A 21763-nucleotide genomic window follows, 5' to 3' on the forward strand; every position below is an offset into this window, starting at 1 on the left:
GGCGGATCAACCCATCTATCCGGACTGAAACAACGGCTGTCAATCGCCACGGACACATACGGCTCGATTTACGCGCCTTTAATCGCTCTTACCGCTTCAACCAGTTTCGGCATGGCTGTGCCGGCATTCATGGGAATATAGGCGTCGGAGACCCGCGAAAACGGATTTTCATTGGGATTTACCACAATGACCGGAGCCCCGGCATCTTTGGCTTCAAACGGAAGATACGCCGCCGGATATACCACGCCGGAGGTGCCGATGGCGAGCATGGCGTCGCACTGGCGGGCCGCATCAAAAGCTCGGGGGATGTCCTTTACCATTTCCCCGAACATTACCACATCCGGCCGCATGAGTGCCTCGCAATGATCGCATTTCGGCATTATCGTGGCCATGGTGGAGAGGTTGTATTCCCGCAGTTCCTGGATTCTGGTTTTGATTTCAGCGATCAGTTCCCGCCGCTGCCGGGTCTTTAGTTTGCCGCAGCTGATGCAGCTGAGCCGGAACCCGTTGCCGTGCACCTCCACCACGTCGGTATTGCCCGCTTCCTGATGCAGATTATCGATATTTTGGGTGATCACGGTCTTTAGGATGCCCATCTCCTCAAGCGCGCCTAATGCCATATGGGCCGGATTCGGGTTTGACTGCTCAAAGGCTTCCAGAAGCTCGATAAAAAACGGAATCAGTTTCCGGCCATTGCGGTCCAGGGTGTTTAGAAGCCCGGCGGTGGTGCCGACCTCTGCGGGGTTTAGTTTGTCCCAGACGCCGCCCGGATCTCTGAATGTTGCGATACCGCTTTCAGCCGAGATCCCGGCCCCGCAGGATGCTGCGGCCTGCTTGGCATTGGCTATAATTTCGGCGGCTTTTTGGATTTCATGTTCAACCGTCATAAAATTTGCCTCCAAACGGGGTAAATATTTATCCTTGATTTTTCCATTCTTTATATATTTTTAGATCCTTTTCCATGAGGTATAGGCATAAAAGGGCAAGCATCGCATCGTCAATCTGTCCGTAGCCGGGAATAAAATCGGGGATGATGTCAAACGGGAAAAGGATATAGAGAATAGCGAAAACCAGGAGCCCGATCGACCATAAAGGGATTTTCCGGTACCTGCCAGTCGCTATATCTTTGATCATGGCCCAAAGCAGGCGGGCATCCGAGGCAAAGCGTTGAATAAGCGTGAGCAGGTTTAATCGGCCGGGCACATTGCGACGCATCAAATCTCATCCCTCAAAAATTACTTATCAATCAGATATAAATATAGCAGTTTGTAAAGGCGGGTGCAAGATGATCCCAACAGATGATCACGGCTAATTTGTTCTAACCGCAAAATCCATACCCCCGGTCCTGTTAAAGCTAAGGTTGGGATTCGTTTTCTTCGCTATCGGGATCGAAATCGGGATCGAAATCGGAATCGGAATCGAAATCGACACTGTAGACTTCCTGGTCCTCTCGAACTTGGTATCCTCTTCCGCCGAGACGGCTGAGCATCGCGGCCATACGGTCGAGTTCATCCTTGCGGTTCCGGCTTTCCATCTTGTCCAGCGCCTTGCCGACAACCAGCACATCTTAAATCGCCGCGCACTCAAGCGCGGAGCCACGAGCGATTTCGAAATAACGCCTTCGGTCGGCTTCCGCGGTCTTGCCATTACCTTCGGCGATATTGAGCGGTATCGACTGGCTGGCCCGAAGCCATTGATCCCGGGCGGGCCGATGGACTCCATTAAGGCTGTCGGCCTTCTCGTAAACCCATGCAACGTAGCCTATTGAAAGGCGATAGACGTCCAGTTTTTCGTGTTTAAGGGTCATATTTTTTCGATTTCGATCCCGATCCCGATAGCGATTTCGATTTCGATTTGGATACAGAACAAATTAGCCGTGAACAGATGATTCCAAGTCAGAATTACGGGTTCTATGCATGCCTCTGGGAGGAGGTAAACATCAATTCCGGTCCGGCTTTATTTAAAATGACCGCTTCGTCGATTACGCATTCAGCCACGTTTTTATAGCCGGGCAGGTCATACATAATATCCAGCATGCAGGCTTCCATAATCGCGCGCAGCCCCCTGGCCCCGGCCTTGCGTCTGATCGCGGCCGCAGCAATGGCCTGCAGGGCATCTTCGGTGAATTTGAGCGTCACCCCTTCAATTTCGAAGAGTTTTTGATACTGCTTAATCAAGGCGTTTTTGGGCTCTTGCAGGATTCGTATCAACGCGGCTTCGGGGAGTTCATGGAGCGGGGCGATGACCGGGAGGCGGCCGATAAATTCGGGGATAAACCCATACTTCAGGAAATCTTCGGTCTGGACCATGGGCAGCACATCGTCCTTTGCCCCTTGATTCGCCCTTTTCGCATTAACCCCGAATCCGATGGTTCTCGATCCCAGGCGATGCTGGATCAGCTTTTCAATACCGCTGAACGTGCCGCCGCAAATAAAGAGAATATCCGTGGTATCAATCTGGATAAAATCCTGCTGCGGATGTTTGCGGCCGCCTTTGGGCGGCACCCGGGTAACTGTGCCCTCCAGTATTTTGAGTAAGGCCTGCTGAACCCCTTCTCCGGAGACATCCCGTCCGGAACTGGTGTCAAATCGCCGGGCGATTTTGTCGATCTCATCGATGTACACGATCCCCTTGCGGGCCCGTTCGATATCATAGTCGGCATTTTGCAGCATATACAGGATAATATTTTCAACATCCTCCCCGACGTAGCCGGCCTCCGTCAGGGTGGTGGCATCGGCAATGGCAAACGGGACGTTCAGCATCCGGGCAAGGGTCTGGGCCAAAAGCGTTTTGCCGGTGCCGGTGGGGCCAATGAGCAGAATATTGCTTTTCTGGATTTCCACATCCCTGGTATTCGGTTTGGCCGCAAGGCGCTTATAGTGGTTATAAACAGCGACGGAAAGAATTTTTTTGGCCGGTTCCTGACCGATGACATAGGCATCCAGCTGCCGCGCGATTTCAGAGGGCCGGGCGATGGCCTGCAAGTAACTCGTATCACTGGCCAATTCCCTTTCAATAATTTTTTTGCAGCTTTCCACACACCGATTGCATATGTAGACAGACGGCCCGGCGATCATTTTGTTGACTTCGGTTTGGGGCTTGCCGCAAAAAGAGCAGATCAAATGATAAAAATCATTTTTTCGGGGCATGGCTTGCTCTCCACCTGAAAAGTGGAATAATTATTAGGCAGCTGGATTGTCAGTTTCGCCTCTAAAATTAAAATACGCCTTTTCATCAGGGGTGGCAATTAACTTTTACTTCAATTTGTGTTTTGGGACCTATGGTCAGGTTTTTTAATTTTTTCGCTGCCGGTCATGAGGGAGAGAATTCGTTCTTGTATTCAAATCCCAGCCGTATTAATTGGTAGATGTTTAATCATCAAAAAGGTTTACCCTGAGGTTTCTTTTAGGAATAGCTCATGCGGCGCGTTAATCTCCCAATTTTTTGGATGCTTGTTCTTGTCTTTTTGGGCGGCATCGCAGCTCCGGCGCCTGTCATTTGGGCTGACGCGGGCCTGGATTCGGATGCCCGGATTCTGATTCTTAACTCCTATCACCCCCAGTACAACTGGACCGATCAAATCGTCCGCGCCATCACCCGGGAATTTGAAGATGTACTGCCGCGCGAGAACATCGACATCGAATATATGGACAGCCGCAAGCGCGAGGATGCGGCCTATTATGAGCGGCTCTACCAGTTGTACGAATTAAAATATCAGAGTGAGGAGACCGCGCGCGATGTGATCATCACAACCGATGACAATGCCTTTGATTTTTTGTCCAAATACCGGCAGGAGTTGTTTCCGGGCGTCCCTGTGGTGTTTTGCGGTATCAATTTTTTTGACCGGGTAAAAGATCAACCGGAGCGGTGGTTTACCGGCATTGTTGAATCCGACGCCATTTCCGAAAATATCCGCTTGATCGAGAAAATCCATCCGCAGTCCGAACGTGTGGTGGTGATTGCCGATACCACGAAGCTGGGGCAGTCACTTTCCATGGTCACCCGGGGGCTGATGGATCAATCGGCGGATATCGGCCCGGAGGTTGAATTGTGGAATCAATTCTCCCTTGATGAACTATACACCCGGCTCGGCCGGCTTTCCTCAGATACCATTGTCTTTTTAAATATTCTGCAAACCGATAAAAACGGCCGCTATTTTTCCTATACGGATGATTTGCCGCATTTGAGCCGTATCTGCCCCGTGCCGGTTTACGGGCAGTGGGGGGTTGAACTGGGCTACGGGATTGTCGGCGGCGTTTTAAACGATGCCGGCCGGCATGGGAGAAATGCCGCAAAGCTCGCCAAAAGAATTTTAAAGGGCGAAAATCCGGCGGAAATTCCCATTCAGTCCGCGGTCTACAATCCGGAATTTGATCATGCGCAGCTCAAACGGTTTGGTATCAAAAAATCTCAGCTGCCGCCGGACAGCCGGATCATCAACCAGCCGGTCAGTTTTTACGAGACCCATAGAGAAGTGATTCTCGCCACCAGCGCCATCATCGCCGGCCTTGTGATCGTGGTGCTTACACTGCTGGTCAACATTCGGCGGCGGCGCCACAGCGAATCCGCCCTGCGGGTGAGTGAGGAGCGGTATCGCCGGTTTTTTGAAGAGGATTTGACCGCTGATTTTATCGCCACCCCGGAGGGCAGCCTGATTGACTGCAATCCGGCCTTTGCCCGCCTGTTCGGATTCCGCTCCATTATTGAGGCGATTCAGTCCCGCCTGCCGGAGCTTTTTGCCAGCCCGGCCGATTATGAAACCTGTATGACCATGCTCCGCGGGCAGGGCCATATCGAGGGCTACGAGGTTGAATTAATCGGCAAGAAAGGCACCCGCATCCATGTTATCGCCAATTTAAGCGCCAGCCGGGGCGGGGACGGCACCCTGAATCAGATCAAAGGCTATCTGTTTGACATTACAGAGCGAAAACAACTTGAACAGCAGCTTTTACAGTCCCAGAAGCTGGAAGCCTTAGGCCGGCTGGCCGGAGGCGTGGCCCATGATTTTAACAACCTGATCACCACCATTCTTGGCTACAGTGAAATTGCGCTGCTGAAGCTGCCGGAATCCCAGGAATACCGCAAAAATTTTGAGTTGATCTTTGATGCCGGCAGCCGGGCCGCAAAACTGACCCGGCAGCTCCTGGCATTTTCGCGCAAACAGGTCATGGAGTTTAAAACCCTGGCCATCGAAGATATTGTCAAAAATCTTTCCGCCATGCTCCAGTCCCTGGTCAATGAAAATGTGAGCCTGCGTTTTGATATCGATCCATCGACCCGGTATATTCAGGCGGATGCCGGTCAGCTTGAGCAGATCCTGCTGAATCTGGCGGTCAATGCCAATGATGCCATGCCAAAAGGCGGCACATTGACCATAGAGGTGCGGGATATTTACCTGGATGCATCCTCGGTCGGTATGAGCCAGGACATGGTGCCGGGCGTCTATGTCCTGCTGCGGGTTTCGGATACGGGAATCGGCATGACGCCGGAGGTACGGCAGCATATTTTTGAACCCTTTTTTACCACCAAAGATGACGGCACCGGCCTGGGATTATCCACCATACACGGAATTGTGAAACAGCATAAGGGCTATATTTTTATTTATAGCGAACATGGCAAGGGCACGGCATTTAATATTTATTTTCCGGCTGTTCAGGCGGAGGCCCCTGAAAAAGACCGGGAGGTGGAGGCCTCGCTTGCCGCCGGAACGGAGACGATCCTGGTGGTTGAAGATGACCCGTCAGTCAGCAATCTGATCAAAGACAGCCTGGCCCCGCTCGGGTATTCGGTTTTAACCGCTTTCAGCGGGCAGCAGGCCCTTGATATCGGCCGCACGCATTCGGAGCCGATCGATTTGCTGCTGACCGATGTCATGATGCCCGGGATGAACGGCCGGGAACTGGCCGCACGCTTCCGGGAATTGCATCCCGAAACCCCGGTGGTTTTCATGTCCGGGTTCTCGGATCAAAAGGCATTTGATGGGGATGAAAGTATGCCGGATGTTGATTTTATCAGCAAACCCCTGGTGCCGAGCCGGCTTACCGCCAGGATCCGGGAGGTGCTGGACCGGATGTAATGGACGGGCACCCCCCGGTTAAATAAGATTTGCGTAGCCGGCTTATTCGGCGTTTCTGGCCGGCGGTGCCATAAACTCCGGGCCCACAGGGTCCTTGATATTTTTTTCCAGGATGCCATCGATTTCCCGGAAATCATCCTCTGTTAACTGCCAGCCGAACATGCCGGGCAGGGGATCCATCTCATCCGGCCGCCGGCCGCCCCATAGGGCCACGCTGGCGCCCTTATCCAAGACAAAGCGCACCGCCAGATGGATGACTTCCCTGGCGTGGTTGGCCTCGGCAAATGCCCGGAGATCCTCGACCGCGGCCAGGTATTGATCAAACCGCGGCGGCTTGAATTTGGGGTCAACATTTCGCAGGTCATCGCCCGGAAATTTGCGCTCCCGGTGCATTTTGCCGCTTAACAGGCCCCGGCAAAGGGCGCCGTAGGTCAGGGTGGCAATGCCGTTTTCCAGGCAATAGGGCAGCACATCCTGTTCGATCGCGCGTTCGAAGAGGTTGTAAGGGGGCTGGCAGACGCCCAGCGCGGCGCCTTTTCTGAATGCATCCATCTGCTCCGGGGCGTAGTTGCTGACCCCGGCCACCTTGATTTTGCCCTCCGTCTGAAGCTGCGCCAGGGTGCCTGCGGTCTCCTCAAAAGGCACATTCGGGTCCGGCCAGTGGACCTGATAGATATCGATCACATCGGTCTTAAGCCGCCTCAGGCTGTCCTCGATTTCCTTTCGGATCCTTTCCGGGCTTGAATTTCGCCATACGGCGTTTTGTTGTTCCGGCCATTCCAGGGCGGTTTTGGTGGCGATCACGATCTCATCGCGCTGGCCGTATTCTTTTAAGGCTTTGCCGACAATTGCTTCGGAGGTGCCAAAGCCGTAAACCGGGGCGGTGTCAATGATGTTGATGCCTTTATCCAGGGCCGTATGGATAGTTTTAATTGATTCCGCCTCATCCGTGCCGCCCCACATCCAGCCGCCGATGGCCCATGTGCCTAACGCCACGCGGGTGACTTCCTTGTCCAGTCCGGGAATCTGCGTGTATTCCATTTTAGATGCCTCCTTATAAGTTCATGGGGTTTAGGTTTTGGGTATTTCAAGGTTTCAGTGTTCAGGTTTCAGGTTTCAGTACGAGTAGGGTGGATAAGCGATAGCGCATCCGCCAAATATTTCTATTTTTGTAAAATATATAATCATAATCTTGGTTTCGTCAAAATATGGGCGGCTATTCGGATGGAACAAATTTGTCGTGGCGGGGATCACGGCTAATTTGTTCTAACCGCAAAACCCATAACCACGGTCCTGTTAACGGACAATTAGTCGGCACGGTGGCCGACTCTACGACGCATGTGGCCGTAGGGCAGGCCACCGTGCCTGCCTAAGAAAAGACAGAACAAATTTGCCCTGTGCCGGGGATACTGGCATTTGACAGCCCATGCTGGAATTGGTATGGCATAAACGATGATAGCTCCATTTTAACTGCCAAGTCAGGGGATAAAAACTTATGAAGCGTTGTTACGTTCTGGTTGTATGCCTGTTAAGTGCCGCGATGATCAGCGGATGCAGTACCCGCTGGGTGCAGTCGCCGGTAGTGGATGAAAAAAAATTGACGGTCAGTCTTGAGCACCGGGTGGTAAAGGGAGAGATCGCCCAAAAGCAGTTTAACCACCCGTATGATATGGATTCCCGGGACTTAAAGATTCTTCTGGCCCGGCTGGATTATCTTGAAGCGCCGGCCTTCTATGGTGATCCGGAGACAAGGCCGGTGTTTCAGAAAGAAGAGATCGAGCGGCTGGTGCCTGCTCTAACTGCAGCCCTGGACCGGGCCGCGCCGCATCAGCGGGTGCGGTTTGTTTCATACAACCGCGGGGGCGGGCTGTTTTTTAGAAAAGACCGGAAGACCCGGGGCGTGCTTTTTGTTAAGCCGGGCAATCGCCTGAACCTGGCCTTCAGCTATGTGAATCATGAGATCCGGGAAGGAGAGCTGCAGCGGTTTTCAAAAACCGAAAAGACACTGAATCCCCTGGAAATCAAATCCTCGGACACCCCGATCGCCGCACCGGACTATGCAGGGCACAAGCGGACGGAAGATGGTGAAAAATATCCCATGTGGCTTGTCGCGGATATTGAAAAGATTGAGCAGGCGAGAATGCAGGAAGAAAATGCCGCAGAGCCCGGAAAGGCGGGTGAATCCGGGGCGCCTGCGCAATCCCCGGCCGCTGAATCCTTATCAGAGACTGAACCATCATCCGACAGGTCAGTACCGGAGCAGACAGCGCCCGCAGTTCAACCTGAAACCTCTGCCAAAACTCCGGACGATTCCTGGAAATCCCGCAAGGCAGATATCAAGGAGCGCCTCGAGTATTTAAAAGAGCTCTATGAGTCGGATCTGATCGATGCGCAGGAGTATGAGGCCCAGAAAAAGAAGCTGCTTGAGCAGCTGGAGTTAAAATAAGCCTTGCGCCGGTATTATTCCTGGACCATCAGATTCAGGGTCTCGATGTATTCCGGATCTTCCGTATCAATGATGGCAATGATGTGCTTGTGCATGCGGCGCTTGTGCTCCCCGAAGATGCCGCGTTTTTTGTCAAAGGAGCGGGCAAAAGTCATGGTTTCGGCCATCAGGTGTTCGGCATTGTCGCAGGCCTTTTCAATTACATGATGGGCCTCAAGCTCGGGTGCGGTGGCCCGGCGGCCGGTCAGCTTGAGTTCATTGAATTTATACTGGGGAATCGCCTTTTCGACAAACGCATCCATGCCCGGCAGAAAGGGAATCCCCAGATCCACCTCGGGAAAACAGAAAAATCCGCGGTCTGACTTCATGAACCGGAAGTCGCAGGCGCAGGACAGGATAGCACCGTTTCCAAAGGCATGGCCGTTAATCGCGGCAATGGTGGGCACGGGCGCGAGCAGCAGTTTTTTAAATACCGCGTCCATCCCGTACATAAAGTCTTTGATCAGCTGGGAATCCTCGGCGGCAAAGCGCTCCCCCAGCCATTGGACGTCAATGCCGTTGGAAAAGAACTTTTCATCCGCGCTGGTCAGTACTATGGCTTTGATATCTTCGTCAGCCATTGCCTCATCAATAACGCCATTCATTGCCTCAGCAAATGCCAGGTTCTGAAGGTTCTGGCTGTTGTTCATTTTTATAATGGCCACGGTTTTATCTTTTTCCCAGAATGCGACTGCCATGATATCCTCCGTTTTTCACTTGCGCTTAAAGATGTGGGATCTTTGCCCTTATATATGCTAAAATTTAAATTTAGGTAAAAATAGTTTGCAAACCGGATTTTTGTCGAATATGGCAAAAAGCCGGTGTGATTGCAACCAAAAGCTGATTCAAACCCTGACAGTAGCCCTCGCGAACAGGAGATGCGATGATTTTTGCCTACGTAACGCTTGTGTTTATTTTTTTGGGTATTGTTTTATGGGGAGTAGCGGCGTTTGTGGACAGTCGCGCCCGGCGGATGAAAAGCGCGCACCGCCGAAAATACCAGACGGCCGCCCGCTGCCTGGGTATTGCAGCCAAGATCAGCCTGCTGCTCTGCGCTTTGTCTTTTGTTGTCGCCTATATCATGATCCAGGGCGCGCAGGGATAACCCGCTGAATATGGGGATTTTAATGTTAAACGCCGCCGCTGTTTTACTGACAGTTGTTTTTCTTTATATCTTCTTTATTGAACGCTTCATCATCCGGGTCAATTATTATCAGATCCTGGTTCCCCATCTGCCGAAGGCTTTTGCGGGTTTTCGCATGGTCCAGCTCTCCGATCTTCACTATGGGCTGCTGCAGCCGCTTTTAACCGCTAAATATGCCGTCTGGCGCGCCAACCGTTTAAATGGGGATATTATCGTATGCACGGGCGATTATGTGCTGGAGACAAACAGCCATAAACGCATTGACCGCATCTGGCACATACTGGCCCGGCTTTATGCGCCTGAAGGCGTATACTCAGTGCTGGGCAACCATGATCACTGGGCGGACACGGCCCGCTCTATTGAATGGCTGGATCAAACCGGTCAGAACCTTAGAGGGCAGAAAAAGGTATTTGAGCGTGCCGGTGAAAAACTGTGGCTTGCTGGTGGCGGCGATCTCTGGGAGGACCATATGGATTTTGATGAGCTTCTATCCGGGATTCCGGAAAATGATTGTCGAATTGTGCTTGCCCATAACCCGGACAGCGCGGATACGGCGTTTAATCAGCGGATTGACCTGATGATCGCCGGCCATACCCATGGCGGACAATTTGTGCTGCCTCTTTTCGGGCCGCCCTCGAATCCGGTGGAAAATAAAACCTATACCAGCGGTCTTAAAAAGTCGAAAAGCGGCGGGCGGGTGTTTATTTCCAAAGGGATCGGCTGGGGGACGATACCGGTAAGACTGGCCTGTTTCCCGGAAATCGCCGTACTTGAGCTTTTCCCGGATGAGGCGTCTGACTGAAGGCGCCCGCCTGCCTGCCATGGTTCTTTCCGGACTATCCGCCGCATTTTTATCGGATGAAACAGTTGAAATGCGGATTATGGTTTTTATACTTTATTTATAAGCGATTGCCAAAAAGCCATTTTCATAATCAATGGCAGGGGCCGACTGAGCCACGGTGAATTTGTTCTGGCGAACAACCCCATAACCATGGGGTTTCTCGCATGTGAGGTCGGCACGGTGGCCGACCCTACAAAATGTCGGCATTGTCGCGTAGGGCGGGCCACCGTGCCCGCCTGAAAAATAGATAGAACAAATTTACCGTGCCGACTGACCGGCTAATATTTTTTATATCACGATAAAAGGAGGCATCCTTATGACAAACCATATGGATTATTTTGACAGTTTATGCAAAATCAGCCGGGCGTTTGCCGCGGCTGAAAAACGGGACACGCTCCTTACGCGGATTGTCGAAAGTGCCGTTGATACCATGAATGCAAAAGCCGCCAGTCTTTTTCTTGAGGATTTGGAAACCAATACATTCGTGCCGGCCGCACAGACCGGATTGTCGCCTAATTACCTGCATGCCCCGCCGGAGAAGGCGGCTGAGCATTTGGATATCCTTAAAAAAGACGGCCATGTCTATATAAGGGATGCGACCACGGATGAGCGCTCGGCCAATCATGACGCTAAAGAGTCGGAAGGTATTAAATCCATTCTGGCGGTGCCGGTTATTATCAATAACCAGCTAATGGGGGTATTATCGCTCTATACAGCTGAAATTCGGGAGTTTAGTCCTGACGAGGTCAAATTTCTGACAGCATTGGCCGAGCAGGGCGGAATGGCCATTGACCGGGCCCGGCTGATTACCCAGCTGCGCCATAATGCCCGGATGTTCCGGGATCTGTCCGCCGGAATCAATGCCTCCCTGGACGTCGACGCGATATTGCGGGTGATGACCGAAGAGGTGGGCAAAGCCCTGAACGCCAAGGGGGCTACCATCCGACTGATTGATGGTAAAGAGAATAAGTTAGTGCTTCGCGCCAGCTACGGGTTGAGCGATACCTATCTGAACAAAGGGGATGTGTCCGAGGACAAGGGCGTTGTCGAGGCGATGAACGGCAAGACCACTATTATCAATGATGTTTCCGCTGCTGACGGCATCAAATACCTGAAAGAAAAACAGAAGGAGGGAATTGTCACGATTCTTGCCGTGCCTGTCTGTGTAAAACACGATGTGATCGGCGTTCTGCGGCTTTATTTCGGCGCCCGTCGCCAGTTCTATGAGGATGAAATCATGATGGTTGAGGCCCTTGGCCATCAGGGGGGCCTGGCCATTCAAAACGCTAACTGTTATTTGCAGCTGGAAAGGGGGATGAAGGGCTTTAATGAGGATGCTCGGGGGAAACGGCGCTGATAAGAAGGCTGGTGGTAAGGAAATTCTTTCGAATTATTTAAAATTCTTTGGGGGCATCGCACAAATAGGGTTGGCCGGGGTGATCATGGGCGTCTTTTTTTTAAGCCCCCAGTCAACTGCCGCACAGGATAAATCCCATGCGGTGTTGGGCCAAACTGCTTTGAATCAGCACCCGCCTTCTGAAGCAAATACGCAATACTCTGATAAATTTTCACATTCGGCGCCCTTGGGAACCGGCTGGAGGGCCATGTTTGCACCGGGGACTCACCTTTATCCCGTTCATCTGGCAGATCCCCTGCATCCCGTCACAGCTTTGAATGCGGTTAGATACGGGGATACGGAGATTCCCAATGCAGGCGAGAATCGGTATGTATTTCGGATTGGAGGGCGGCTGGGGCTGCTTCGCATATCCCCGGCCGACGATTTGAACCGCGGCATTCAACTCAATATCCACGGCACCTTTCTCGGCATGTTTGACCGGGAGCATTCTTTGGACAATATCGGCTGGGATGGTTTGTACGGCATTGATTTAACCTGGCGCAATGCCGATGGATACGCCCTGAAATTCGGTTTGAACCATGATTCCAGCCATGTCGGGGATGAATTCGCCGAGCGCACCGGCATCCGGCGGGTCGATTATACCCGGCAGGAATACGTGCTGGGGCTTAGTTTTCCCATATGGCGGGATTTTCGGGGTTATGGGGAAGCCGGCTGGGCGTTTGATCTCCGAAATGAAGATTTGCAGGAGAAATGGCGCGGGCAGGCCGGGCTGGAATATGTGAATGCAGACTGCCTCTGGGGCGGGCGGATGGGCTTTTATGCGGCCCTGGATCTGACCGCCTATGAGGAATCGGACTGGGAGCCGGATATCACCGCGCAGACCGGACTGATGATTCCCGTGCAGCGCATCAACCGAAACTTTCGAATCGGGCTGGAATACCGGGACGGCCGATCGCTTATCGGTGAATTTTCAAGATTTGAGGAGACTTACTTGGCCTGGGGCTTTTGGATTGATTTGTGATATGCTTTGTCCCGGGCGTTAAAAGTTTTCAAAATTTTCGGGTGAAATGCTGCGGTTTCCGGCTTCAATTTCCTTGATCATCCGGATGACCTTATCATTGACCGGCACAGGCACATTAAGCTTTCTGGCCTTATCCGTAATATATCCGTTCAAATAATCAATTTCCGTCGGTTTGCCGCGCTCAAGGGATTGGAGGCTGGATGATTTGAGCCGGCGGTATTTAAAACCGATCAGCCGGATCATCAGGTGCCGCCGCAATTGGGCTAAAGTGCCGGAGCCGGCCATAAACCGGTAATAGTTCATTCTTCCGCCGAGGGTTTCTACATGTAAATCCATGGCATCTGCAACAGCCATGGCCTCATGCATGATGTCGATAAAAATATTCCGGATTTTCCGGTCCGCCAGCATCTGGCCCATGTAAAGGCCGCATATGGCGCCTAAAGAGGTAATACAGGAATTGACGATCAGCTTGGCGTAGAGACTGCCCAGGATATTTTCTGAAATATGGCAGGGCACCACCTGATCAAAAATTTCTTTTATGGCTTGGAGCTTCGGTTCGGGGCGCTTGTCTAAGGTGCCGATAATAAACTCGCCGCCGGAAGTCATTTCCAGTTCTCCTGGAGAATTCATGGTGGCGCCCCAGCCCACTACGCATCCGATCACCCGGTCGTGGCCCACCACCTCACCAAGGGTTTCCTCGCAGATGCCGTTCTGCAAAGACACCACCAGGGTGTCCGGGGTCAGCAAAGGAAGCAGCGCCCGGGCGGCCGGCACCAGATCCGTGGCTTTGGTGGCCAAAAGGATCAGATCCTTATCCGCCTTCATATCCTTGATTTCTGAAACAGCGGGCATCGGTACCCAATGATCACCGCAGAATCCCTGTATATGCAGCCCGTTTTCATTGGTTTGACGGGCAACATTTTCATACTTGCACACAATTTCAACATCATAGCCGGCCTGCCTGATCAGGGCGGCGGTGATACCCCCGATGGCGCCGGCCCCGATAACCCCGATGCGCGGGTTGGTCCAGGACATGTAACCTCCTTGTTATTATTTACACCAAATACGTAAAAATAGAATAAACTGGAGAAAAGGTCAATCAGGGAAACGCATTCAAGACACACGGCAAATGGGTATTTTTAAAAATCGCTTTATTTGTTAGCATAGTTCATGTGAAGATGGAGAGTATTTTATATATAAAGGAGATGCAGCTATGAAAATTGCGATCAGTTCCACCGGGCAATCTTTGCAGGATTCCTTAGATCCGAGATTCGGCCGATGCGCCGGTTTTGTCATCTATGATTCAGACAGTCAGACCAGTTCTTTTTTGAGCAATTCGCAGCAGCAAAACCTGCCTGGCGGAGCGGGTATTCAAGTCGCGAAAATGATCGCCAACGAAGGTGTGGATGTAATTATTACGGGGCAGATTGGTCCGAAAGCCATGCAGGCGCTTTCCCAAACGCAAATCCAGGTCTTTTCCAGTTCCGCAGGGACCGTGCAGGAGGCGGTTGAGGCCTGGCAGCGCAATCAACTGCCGCCTATATCAACCGCAACCGGCCAGCCCGGATCTGGTATGGGAATGGGCGGCGGTGGGGGCAAGCGCGGGCGCGGCCCGGGACAGGGCGGCCGCGGCATGGGCGGCGGTGCACGCGGCCGGGGTCCCGGCCAGGGCGGACAAGGCCTTGGCGGTGGCGGACAGGGTAAGGGTCCGGGTCAAGGCGGCCGGGGTCAAGGCGGCGGGGGTGGAGCCTAATCGTACTCAGTCCCGCGTTTCTAAGTAACTTCACGGGTTTTAGGTATTAGGTGATAGGTATCAGGTATTAGGTGTAAAACTCAAGGTTTCAGTGTTCAGGCTTGCAAAAATTTTAGTTCGCTCGCAAAATATTTCCTGAAACCTGAAACCTGAAACCTATTATTCGTTCTCTCCCTCTCAGACTCAGTAGGGCGGATAAGCGATAGCGCATCCGCCAAATGACTCGTAATCGTACTCGAAAAAATCAAAAGCCGATTACGAGTACGAGTACGAGAACGAGTACGAGTACGAATCAGCAGAGATTGAATTTTTAACAAATTTATATCATTAAGTTATTTTTAGCCCGGTCCCGGACGTACGGCCCGGGGGGAATACTTCCGAAAGTGACGGGGGTCTCGAATACATCGGAAAAATGTTCAATAAATGTTGAAACCACTGTCTCCATGGGGATCTCGCGACCAAGTATATCCGCCATTGACGCGGCTTTTCGATCCGTAAACCCGCATGGATTGATAAAGGCATAATGCACCATATCCGGGGCCACATTAAGGGCCAGGCCGTGCATGGTGACCCAATTTTTGACACTCACACCGATGGCGGCGATTTCTTCCCTATCAATCCATACGCCTGGATGCGCTTTATCTCTTCCAGCAGAAATGCCAAAGTCTTTTAGCGTTCGTATGGCCGTCTCTTCAAGATTGCGGACATACTGTCGCACATCCTGGCCCCTGTTTTTTAGGGATAAAATCGGATATGCCACCAATTGGCCGGGACCATGATAGGTGGCATCCCCGCCACGGTCTGAGCTAACGAGGCAAATTCCCTCCTGCTGAAGCCGGCTGGCCGGCACGAGGATATTTTCCATCCGGCCCGTCTTGCCGAGGGTCAGGGTGGGCGGATGTTCAAGGAGCAGCAATACGTCGGGGATGGTTCCATCAATTCTTTGTTGCTGCAAATCCCTCTGCAGCTGCAAGCATTCGCTGTATTCAATCTGCCCGAGCTGATAAACAAGGCACTTCACGAAGCAGCTTCCTAACTGATATTTTCGAGGTAAAAAGTAATGAGAAAAATCCCGCCTTTTTCAACGTAATAGTGCAGCTTATGGGTTTTTACTTTCAGATCATTCTCAATTTTTTGCTGCGCTTAACGGCCATCAAACCCCATATCCGTCAAGAACTGATACCACGCGCGGCCCCGCTCCCTGGGATGCAATACCAGCCAGTGGCCGCCGGTCATAAAATGATGACGGGGCCAGGCCCATTTTTCACAAAGGGCTTTAACGTGTTCATAAGGGCATAGTTTGTCGCCCTGTGATGCGATAATGAGAATGTTTTGAGTCGAAATGCAAGGGGTAAAATTTAAGGGGGAATGAAGGGTCCACATCTGCTGCATTTTCGCTGACAAGGCCTCTGACGGCGCAAAGGGCAGTTTGGCCGTATCCGGGCCGAACGGCTTTGAAAAATTAACCGCCGGCACCATCATGGCGGTAAAGGCCATGATATCGGTGAGCCCGGTAAACAGGGCGGCATTGTATCCGCCGAGGCTGGCCCCGAGGATCCCGACGGGGCCGGCACCGAGCCGGGCAAGTATTTGCATGGTAGCATAGAGGTCGTGCATGGCCTGGCCGAAACACTCACAGGTCATGACCACATCGTCCGGCTGCAGGAAAATTCCCCGTTGGGAAGCGTTCTTCGGCGCCCTTTTCCAGTGAAAGGGCGTTATAAAAAGGGCGACGTCAAGCCCCATGCGGTATAGCCTGCCAACCTTGAACATTTTTTCCGCCTGCCCGGGATCGCCCAGCATATACCCGTGAAGGCACAATACGGTTTTTCTTTTCCGATCACCGTGCGTCCATCTGAGAAAATAGCCGGTTCGATTGTTTTTGTAACCGAGGTATTGCTCCCGGAGCATTGGATTACGCGGTGTATAACCGCTTATAAATTGGAACTCCTGGTATTTCCCGTCCAGATAGGGACCCTCGCCGGCCATTCGAAAATCCGGCGGGTTTTCAGGAAAACAGAAGAAGGTTTCCGGGTGGGCAACAAAGCCCTGGTCAAAATAAAAATTCACCTGTTCTTCATAAATGTCCGGATCAATCGCTCGTTTGGGGCGAAACGGGGCGAGTATTTTGGGCGCAAGCAGAAAAGCTTCATCAACCGCTGCGCCCAGGAAGTTCATTGCGGTATGCGTAAGCGCTGGATTCACGGTATGGCCTTGTTTGTGCTTCTAAATCAATCGGTTAATAAGCCGAAGTTTTTTCATGGGCACCATTCCCAGAAGTGCCTGGATATGCTTGGCGTCCCGGAAGCGTTTTTCCTGGCCGAAATCCTTCATGTAGCCGACGCCGCCCAGGATCTGAATGCCGTCCGTGGTCAAATCGCAGGCATTTTTCTGGATCTCGATCGCCGAAGCCCGCGCGTAATCCTGCCAGCCGGCTTCATCGTTGTCAACGGCCCGGCAGACACTTGCAAGCATGGCCTCTGCGGTTTTGACTTTGACGGTCATTTCAGCCAGGAGCATACGCACTTCCGACCAGTTGACGATTTCCCGGCCGCCCTGAAACCGGCCCCGGCTGAATTCCAGAGCCTCTTTGAACGCGCCGGCCATGATGCCGGCAGACATGGCCGCCGCCGCGGCAGACATCCGGTCGCTCATTTTTTCAAAACAGATACGGCCTTTCCCTGTATCTCCAAGAGGGGCGCCGGGCGCACTGTTCATGGTGATATCCACCGCCGGGCATGCATGAAGTCCCAGGCTGTGAACGGGTTCGGAAACCGAGACGCCCTTGCCGGATAAATCGACCAGAAAGAATGAAAAGTCCGATGAGCCCTCAATTTTTGCGGGGATCAACGCATGGCGGGCGATACTGCCGACAACCACATATTCAACGCAGCCGGAAAGCAGATAATCCCCGTTTTTCATGACAGCATCCGCGGTGTTGGCAATGTCGACGGGGTTGTTGAATATGGGCGCTGCAATCAAGCAATCTGCTGCCGTCTCAGGGGTTTTGGTAATGGCGGTCAAGAGATCTTCAGCCCCGGCGGCAAGAAGCATTTCCTGGCAGGCGGCATTTGTAAACACAATGCCGCCCAGACTGCTGTCTTCCCGGCAGATATTGTATAGGATCACGCAAAGGGCGGTGATTCCCTGCCCCACCCCGCTGCAGGTTTCCGGCAGAACGATGTGGAAAAAATCCAGGTCATAGGCTTTTTTTAATACCCCGTCAAAAAAAGGGGCGAAGGGATAGGCGTCATTGTCCTGCCGCGCCGGGGCGAGTTCCTTTCGGGCAAATTCTGCGGATGCCTTGTCCAGCATCTTTAACTCCCTGTCCGAGCCTGCAATCATGGCGACCTCCTGAGGTTATTCGGCAAATACGACCGCTTGCGGAAAATCTTTGGCAATCAAGCATTTGAAAAGGTTTAGCCGGTTGAGCTGATTGGTTCCTTCATAGATCTGGAGAAGCTTTGCATCCCGCAGCATTTTTTCCACCCGGCTGCTGTGGCGCAGCCCGTGCTGGCCCATAAGTTCTAGCGCCATTTGGCAGTTACGGATACCTATGTCGGTGGCGCAGAATTTGCTGAGTGACCCCCAACCGGAGGTTCGGTGAATCTCTTCGTCGGTTTGGCCGTCCAGCTGAATTTTCCGAAAGGTCTTTGTCATAAATGGTTTTTCCGTTATTGGCGCAATTACCTTGTCGAAGAATTTGGCGGGCATCAGCTTGTAGTAGTAATACATGGGCTTTCTCTGAAGTTCCCGGAAAGCGCCGTACAGGCCATTGGCGTAATTGGCCTCAACATAGGTCAGGCGGGCGATCATAACATTTTTAAGCATTTCGGCCAGCATGCACTGGGCCCATTCATGATTGATGAGCAGTTTGCCGCCGACAGTTGTTTCAGAGGCGAATTTCAAGGCCTCGGCGTAGGCGGCCCGTGCCGCGCCCGTACCGAAAGCCCCCACACCGGCCCGGGTGACCGCGACCACGTAATCGATCATCTGCATGGCCGATTCCCGGACCGGACGCTTAAGGAATCGAACCTGATCCGGGTCAAAGCAGATATATTCGTCCGGCACAAAGCAGTCCTTGAATATCAGTTCGCTGGCCGGACATCCCTTCTGACCCATTTTCCGTTCCATTCGGCCGAAGGAAAATCCCTTGTCGCCGGTTTTTACCGCCAGGACCACCGTATTTTCAGAGGGTTTGGCCAAATCCGAATACGCGATGACCATGTGCCAGGTGGAGATGTGGCCGTTTGAAATAAATACCTTGGTGCCGTTAATGTTGTAGCCGCCGGCCACCCTTTCCGCATGGCAGGCAATATTTGCCTTGTCCACCAGGTCAATTTCTTCCACATCCGTTCCGGCACCGGGTTCGGTAATGGCAAGGGACACCAAACAGGGACTATGGGTTTTTTCGCCATTGGCGACGTCCCGGCAGATTTTATTGATCAGGCGAACGTTTCCCGTGGCGGTGAGGGTGGAGACGCCAAGATAATGAACGCCGATCAGGTTGGCCATGGCCAGGCACTCTGATGCGATTTCTTCGATAAAATAGGACATGGACGGCATATTCCACCCCTTGCCCCCGAATATTTTCGGAATCCACCCCGTATAAAACCCCCACTCATTGGCCTGCTCCACAAAATCCCAGGGAATAAAATCCGGCGATGCCTGCATCTTTAAATCAAGCTCCAGGGCATAGGGCCGGACGACCTCCTGATTGAATTTTCTGGCCAGGGCAATAATTTTTTTGGTTTCTCTGCCCATGGTTTTGGGCTGCTTGGGAATTGAAGGGAGACTGCAAATGCTGTCTTCAAATAAAGGCGGCTTGGCCGAATACTGCTTGATTTCGCTTCTTGAAATCATAGGTGGGGTCTCCTCTCCGTCTTAATCTCCGTCTTAATCTTACTCTTAATCTTACTCTTACTCTTACTCTTAATCTTACTCTTAATCTTAATCTTTATTTGCATCATAGGTATCCGACGTTATGCCCTGGACTTCAAGTTCGCGCTTGATGATCCGGTGGGAGGTGGTTTTGGGAAATTCATCAACAAAGCGCACGTACCGGGGAATCGCGTATTTCGCAAGTTTTTGGGATAAGAAATCCCTTAATTCCCTGCCGGAAAGGGTGTGTCCGTCTACCAGCTTCACGGCCGCCATGATTTCATCCTCGCTCATTTCCGAAGGCACCGCATAGACGGCGACGTCTTCAACGGCCGGATGCTTCATAATCACGTGCTCGACTTCGTAGGCGGACACATTTTCACCTGATTTACGCATGGATTCGGTGTTTCTGCCCACGAAATAGACGAATCCCTCCGCATCCTGCCGGACCAGGTCGCCGGTATAGAGCCACCCATCTTTTGCTTTTTCCATGGAAGCTTCTTCGTTTTTGTAATATTCCACGCGGCTGCCGCCGGTTTTAACCTTGAACAGCAATTCGCCGGTCTCTCCGGTCGGCACTTCCGCACCGCTGTCATCCACGATTTTTATGTCGCCCGCCCGGTTCGGCTTGCCAAGAGACCCGACCGGCGCCGTACCCAGGTTCATGATGCCCTTGCCGCCGCCGTCCACTGCACCGTAGCCTTCATAGAGGGTCACCCCGAATCGCTTTTCAAACGGCTCCCACATATCCGCCGGGCATGCAGCGGAAAATACGCAGCGGACGTTGTTCTGCCGGTCGGTTTCTTTTTCCGGCTGCTTCATGAGAATCGGGATGATGGAGCCGATGGTATTGAAAATGGTGGCGTCATAGGCCCGGATCTGATCCCAGAACCGGCTGGCGGAGAATTTTCTGGAAAGCGCGACCGTGGCTTTTCGCGCCAGGGACATGGTGGTGGTGATCAAGAGGGCATTGCCGTGGCACAGGGGGAGGCAGGTATAATAGACGTCATCTTCTTTTAGCAGCACCTGGGCATAAAACATAAGAAGGCGCACAGAAGATGTTTTGTAGCGATATACCACCCCCTTGGGCCGTCCGGTGGTCCCTGAGGTATAAATGATCAGGCACATGTCCTCCGGGTTATAGCCAATTCCCGGATTGTCCGGAGTCACGGCATAGGCCTGGCTTAATGAAATATAATGATCGGGCACCCCAAATCCGGCCGCCGCTTTTTCAATATCATCGACAATAAATTTGGAAACTTTATCAAGGGGATCGGATATGTTTTCAACCGAAGAGATGAGTTCCGCATCTGCGGCCAGCATCTGGATGTCACTGTGGTTGATCAGGTAGGCCAGGCCTTCCCCCTTAAGCTCCGGGTTCATGGGCACCAGGTACATCCCGATTGTCTGGGCGCCGAAAAACAAGTCAAGGAACCGGGGGGAGTTTTTCATATAAATACCCAGCCCCACTCCCTTGCCCCCGCCGTTGGCCAGCAGGAAATTGGCCACCCGGTTGGCATTCTCATTCATCTGCCGGTAGGTGAATGTTTCGTCCTCATATAAAAGAAATTTTTTCTCCGGCACCTGCCGGGCCCGCGATTCCAGAAGTTCCGCCCAGGACAGATCGCTGGATTCCTTTCGCCACTTGGCGGAAATGTTTCTAATAAATCGACCTTCGCGGATATCATCGGCCGTCATGCGAACAGCCCCGGTAAGGGCTGCGCGCAATAGCTGCACGCGGCGCAATTTCAATTTGCGCACATCCGTTTTTGGCGTTTCCCCGCCGCCGGGCTTTACTGCTCTTTCCTGTGACTTTTCAGTGGAAGTTTCACCGGCAGGGGGGATCAGGTGCGCATCATACTGTTTGGGAAAAGTCAGATCCTGGGTCTGGGTCAGGCGCTGGTAGAAGTATCCCGGGTTAAACGGGCGCTTGATGGAAATAGCCTCCTCCGGGCATGCTGTCACACAGCAGCCGCAGGCAATGCACTCGGTGATGCCGGGATAGGAATAAATCAGCCGCGGCATGCCGCTGCGCCAGGCGCCCGGCCCCTTTTCGATCTGAATGGAGCGGGCAGGGCAGATAAATGAGCAGATACCGCATTGCTTGCATTTTTCATTGTCAAACAAAAGCAGACCGGTCTGCATATCCTGCGGGTTATTGTAATCGGGAATTCTTGTCCACCGGGTGACGTTTGCGTCTGCCAT

Annotated in this window: 20 protein-coding genes; 7 read left to right on the forward strand and 13 right to left on the reverse strand. The window is 52.5% G+C overall.

The features are described from left to right. Positions 1 to 68: 68 nt before the first annotated feature. The 5 genes from U5L07_13445 to clpX all read right to left on the reverse strand — a co-directional run bounded on the left by U5L07_13445 (position 69) and on the right by clpX (position 3149). Positions 69 to 887, reverse strand: a complete 819-nt coding sequence (locus U5L07_13445; GenBank protein MDZ7832753.1) for a Sir2 family NAD-dependent protein deacetylase — start codon at positions 885 to 887, stop codon at positions 69 to 71. Positions 888 to 915: 28 nt separating this feature from the next. Continuing rightward, complete coding sequence (locus U5L07_13450; protein MDZ7832754.1) at positions 916 to 1215, reverse strand: DUF1232 domain-containing protein; 300 nt, start codon at positions 1213 to 1215, stop codon at positions 916 to 918. Between the two features lie 139 nt (positions 1216 to 1354). Continuing rightward, the gene (locus U5L07_13455; GenBank protein MDZ7832755.1) at positions 1355 to 1564 is read right to left on the reverse strand and encodes a hypothetical protein; all 210 of its coding nucleotides are present in this window, start codon (positions 1562 to 1564) and stop codon (positions 1355 to 1357) included. Between the two features lie 3 nt (positions 1565 to 1567). Continuing rightward, positions 1568 to 1807 carry a four helix bundle protein gene (locus U5L07_13460; GenBank protein ID MDZ7832756.1) on the reverse strand — a complete coding sequence of 80 codons (240 nt, stop codon included), beginning with the start codon at positions 1805 to 1807 and terminating at the stop codon, positions 1568 to 1570. 103 nt (positions 1808 to 1910) lie between these two features. Further along, positions 1911 to 3149: an ATP-dependent Clp protease ATP-binding subunit ClpX gene (clpX, locus tag U5L07_13465; protein ID MDZ7832757.1), complete on the reverse strand. Its 1239-nt coding sequence runs from the start codon at positions 3147 to 3149 to the stop codon at positions 1911 to 1913. 269 nt (positions 3150 to 3418) lie between these two features. Between clpX and U5L07_13470 the strand changes: the two genes are divergently transcribed. Continuing rightward, the gene (locus U5L07_13470; GenBank protein ID MDZ7832758.1) at positions 3419 to 6076 is read left to right on the forward strand and encodes a response regulator; all 2658 of its coding nucleotides are present in this window, start codon (positions 3419 to 3421) and stop codon (positions 6074 to 6076) included. A 42-nt stretch (positions 6077 to 6118) separates the two neighbouring features. Here U5L07_13470 and U5L07_13475 read toward each other — a convergent pair whose 3' ends face one another. Further along, the gene (locus tag U5L07_13475; GenBank protein ID MDZ7832759.1) at positions 6119 to 7117 is read right to left on the reverse strand and encodes an aldo/keto reductase; all 999 of its coding nucleotides are present in this window, start codon (positions 7115 to 7117) and stop codon (positions 6119 to 6121) included. Between the two features lie 454 nt (positions 7118 to 7571). Between U5L07_13475 and U5L07_13480 the strand changes: the two genes are divergently transcribed. Next, positions 7572 to 8522: an SHOCT domain-containing protein gene (locus U5L07_13480; GenBank protein ID MDZ7832760.1), complete on the forward strand. Its 951-nt coding sequence runs from the start codon at positions 7572 to 7574 to the stop codon at positions 8520 to 8522. Between the two features lie 14 nt (positions 8523 to 8536). Here U5L07_13480 and U5L07_13485 read toward each other — a convergent pair whose 3' ends face one another. Continuing rightward, positions 8537 to 9259, reverse strand: a complete 723-nt coding sequence (locus tag U5L07_13485; protein ID MDZ7832761.1) for an enoyl-CoA hydratase/isomerase family protein — start codon at positions 9257 to 9259, stop codon at positions 8537 to 8539. 185 nt (positions 9260 to 9444) lie between these two features. On the opposite strand from U5L07_13485, the gene U5L07_13490 reads away from it, so the two are divergent. From U5L07_13490 to U5L07_13505, 4 genes are all read left to right on the forward strand, one after another. Beyond that, positions 9445 to 9666, forward strand: a complete 222-nt coding sequence (locus tag U5L07_13490; protein MDZ7832762.1) for a hypothetical protein — start codon at positions 9445 to 9447, stop codon at positions 9664 to 9666. A 22-nt stretch (positions 9667 to 9688) separates the two neighbouring features. Continuing rightward, entirely contained in the window at positions 9689 to 10507 is an 819-nt protein-coding gene (locus U5L07_13495) for a metallophosphoesterase (GenBank protein MDZ7832763.1), read from the forward strand. 355 nt (positions 10508 to 10862) lie between these two features. Then, positions 10863 to 11903: a GAF domain-containing protein gene (locus tag U5L07_13500; GenBank protein ID MDZ7832764.1), complete on the forward strand. Its 1041-nt coding sequence runs from the start codon at positions 10863 to 10865 to the stop codon at positions 11901 to 11903. Positions 11904 to 12150: 247 nt separating this feature from the next. Next, on the forward strand, positions 12151 to 12924 hold the full coding sequence (locus tag U5L07_13505; protein MDZ7832765.1) for a DUF1207 domain-containing protein: 774 nt from the start codon (positions 12151 to 12153) through the stop codon (positions 12922 to 12924). Between the two features lie 18 nt (positions 12925 to 12942). On the opposite strand, the gene U5L07_13510 is transcribed toward U5L07_13505, so the two are convergent. Continuing rightward, entirely contained in the window at positions 12943 to 13959 is a 1017-nt protein-coding gene (locus U5L07_13510) for a 2-dehydropantoate 2-reductase (protein ID MDZ7832766.1), read from the reverse strand. A gap of 178 nt (positions 13960 to 14137) precedes the next feature. On the opposite strand from U5L07_13510, the gene U5L07_13515 reads away from it, so the two are divergent. Further along, positions 14138 to 14677, forward strand: a complete 540-nt coding sequence (locus U5L07_13515) for a NifB/NifX family molybdenum-iron cluster-binding protein (GenBank protein MDZ7832767.1) — start codon at positions 14138 to 14140, stop codon at positions 14675 to 14677. A 319-nt stretch (positions 14678 to 14996) separates the two neighbouring features. On the opposite strand, the gene lipB is transcribed toward U5L07_13515, so the two are convergent. The 5 genes from lipB to U5L07_13540 form a co-directional block, all read right to left on the reverse strand. Further along, the gene (gene lipB, locus U5L07_13520; GenBank protein MDZ7832768.1) at positions 14997 to 15698 is read right to left on the reverse strand and encodes a lipoyl(octanoyl) transferase LipB; all 702 of its coding nucleotides are present in this window, start codon (positions 15696 to 15698) and stop codon (positions 14997 to 14999) included. A 122-nt stretch (positions 15699 to 15820) separates the two neighbouring features. Next, positions 15821 to 16882, reverse strand: a complete 1062-nt coding sequence (locus U5L07_13525; protein ID MDZ7832769.1) for a YqiA/YcfP family alpha/beta fold hydrolase — start codon at positions 16880 to 16882, stop codon at positions 15821 to 15823. A gap of 21 nt (positions 16883 to 16903) precedes the next feature. After that, complete coding sequence (locus tag U5L07_13530; protein MDZ7832770.1) at positions 16904 to 18022, reverse strand: acyl-CoA dehydrogenase family protein; 1119 nt, start codon at positions 18020 to 18022, stop codon at positions 16904 to 16906. Positions 18023 to 18037: 15 nt separating this feature from the next. Next, the gene (locus U5L07_13535; GenBank protein ID MDZ7832771.1) at positions 18038 to 19540 is read right to left on the reverse strand and encodes an acyl-CoA dehydrogenase family protein; all 1503 of its coding nucleotides are present in this window, start codon (positions 19538 to 19540) and stop codon (positions 18038 to 18040) included. 87 nt (positions 19541 to 19627) lie between these two features. Beyond that, a complete protein-coding gene (locus tag U5L07_13540) occupies positions 19628 to 21763 on the reverse strand; it encodes an AMP-binding protein (protein ID MDZ7832772.1) in 2136 nt (711 codons plus the stop codon).

It is taken from the genome of Desulfobacterales bacterium, from assembly GCA_034520365.1.
Taxonomy (GTDB): domain Bacteria; phylum Desulfobacterota; class Desulfobacteria; order Desulfobacterales; family Desulfosalsimonadaceae; genus M55B175.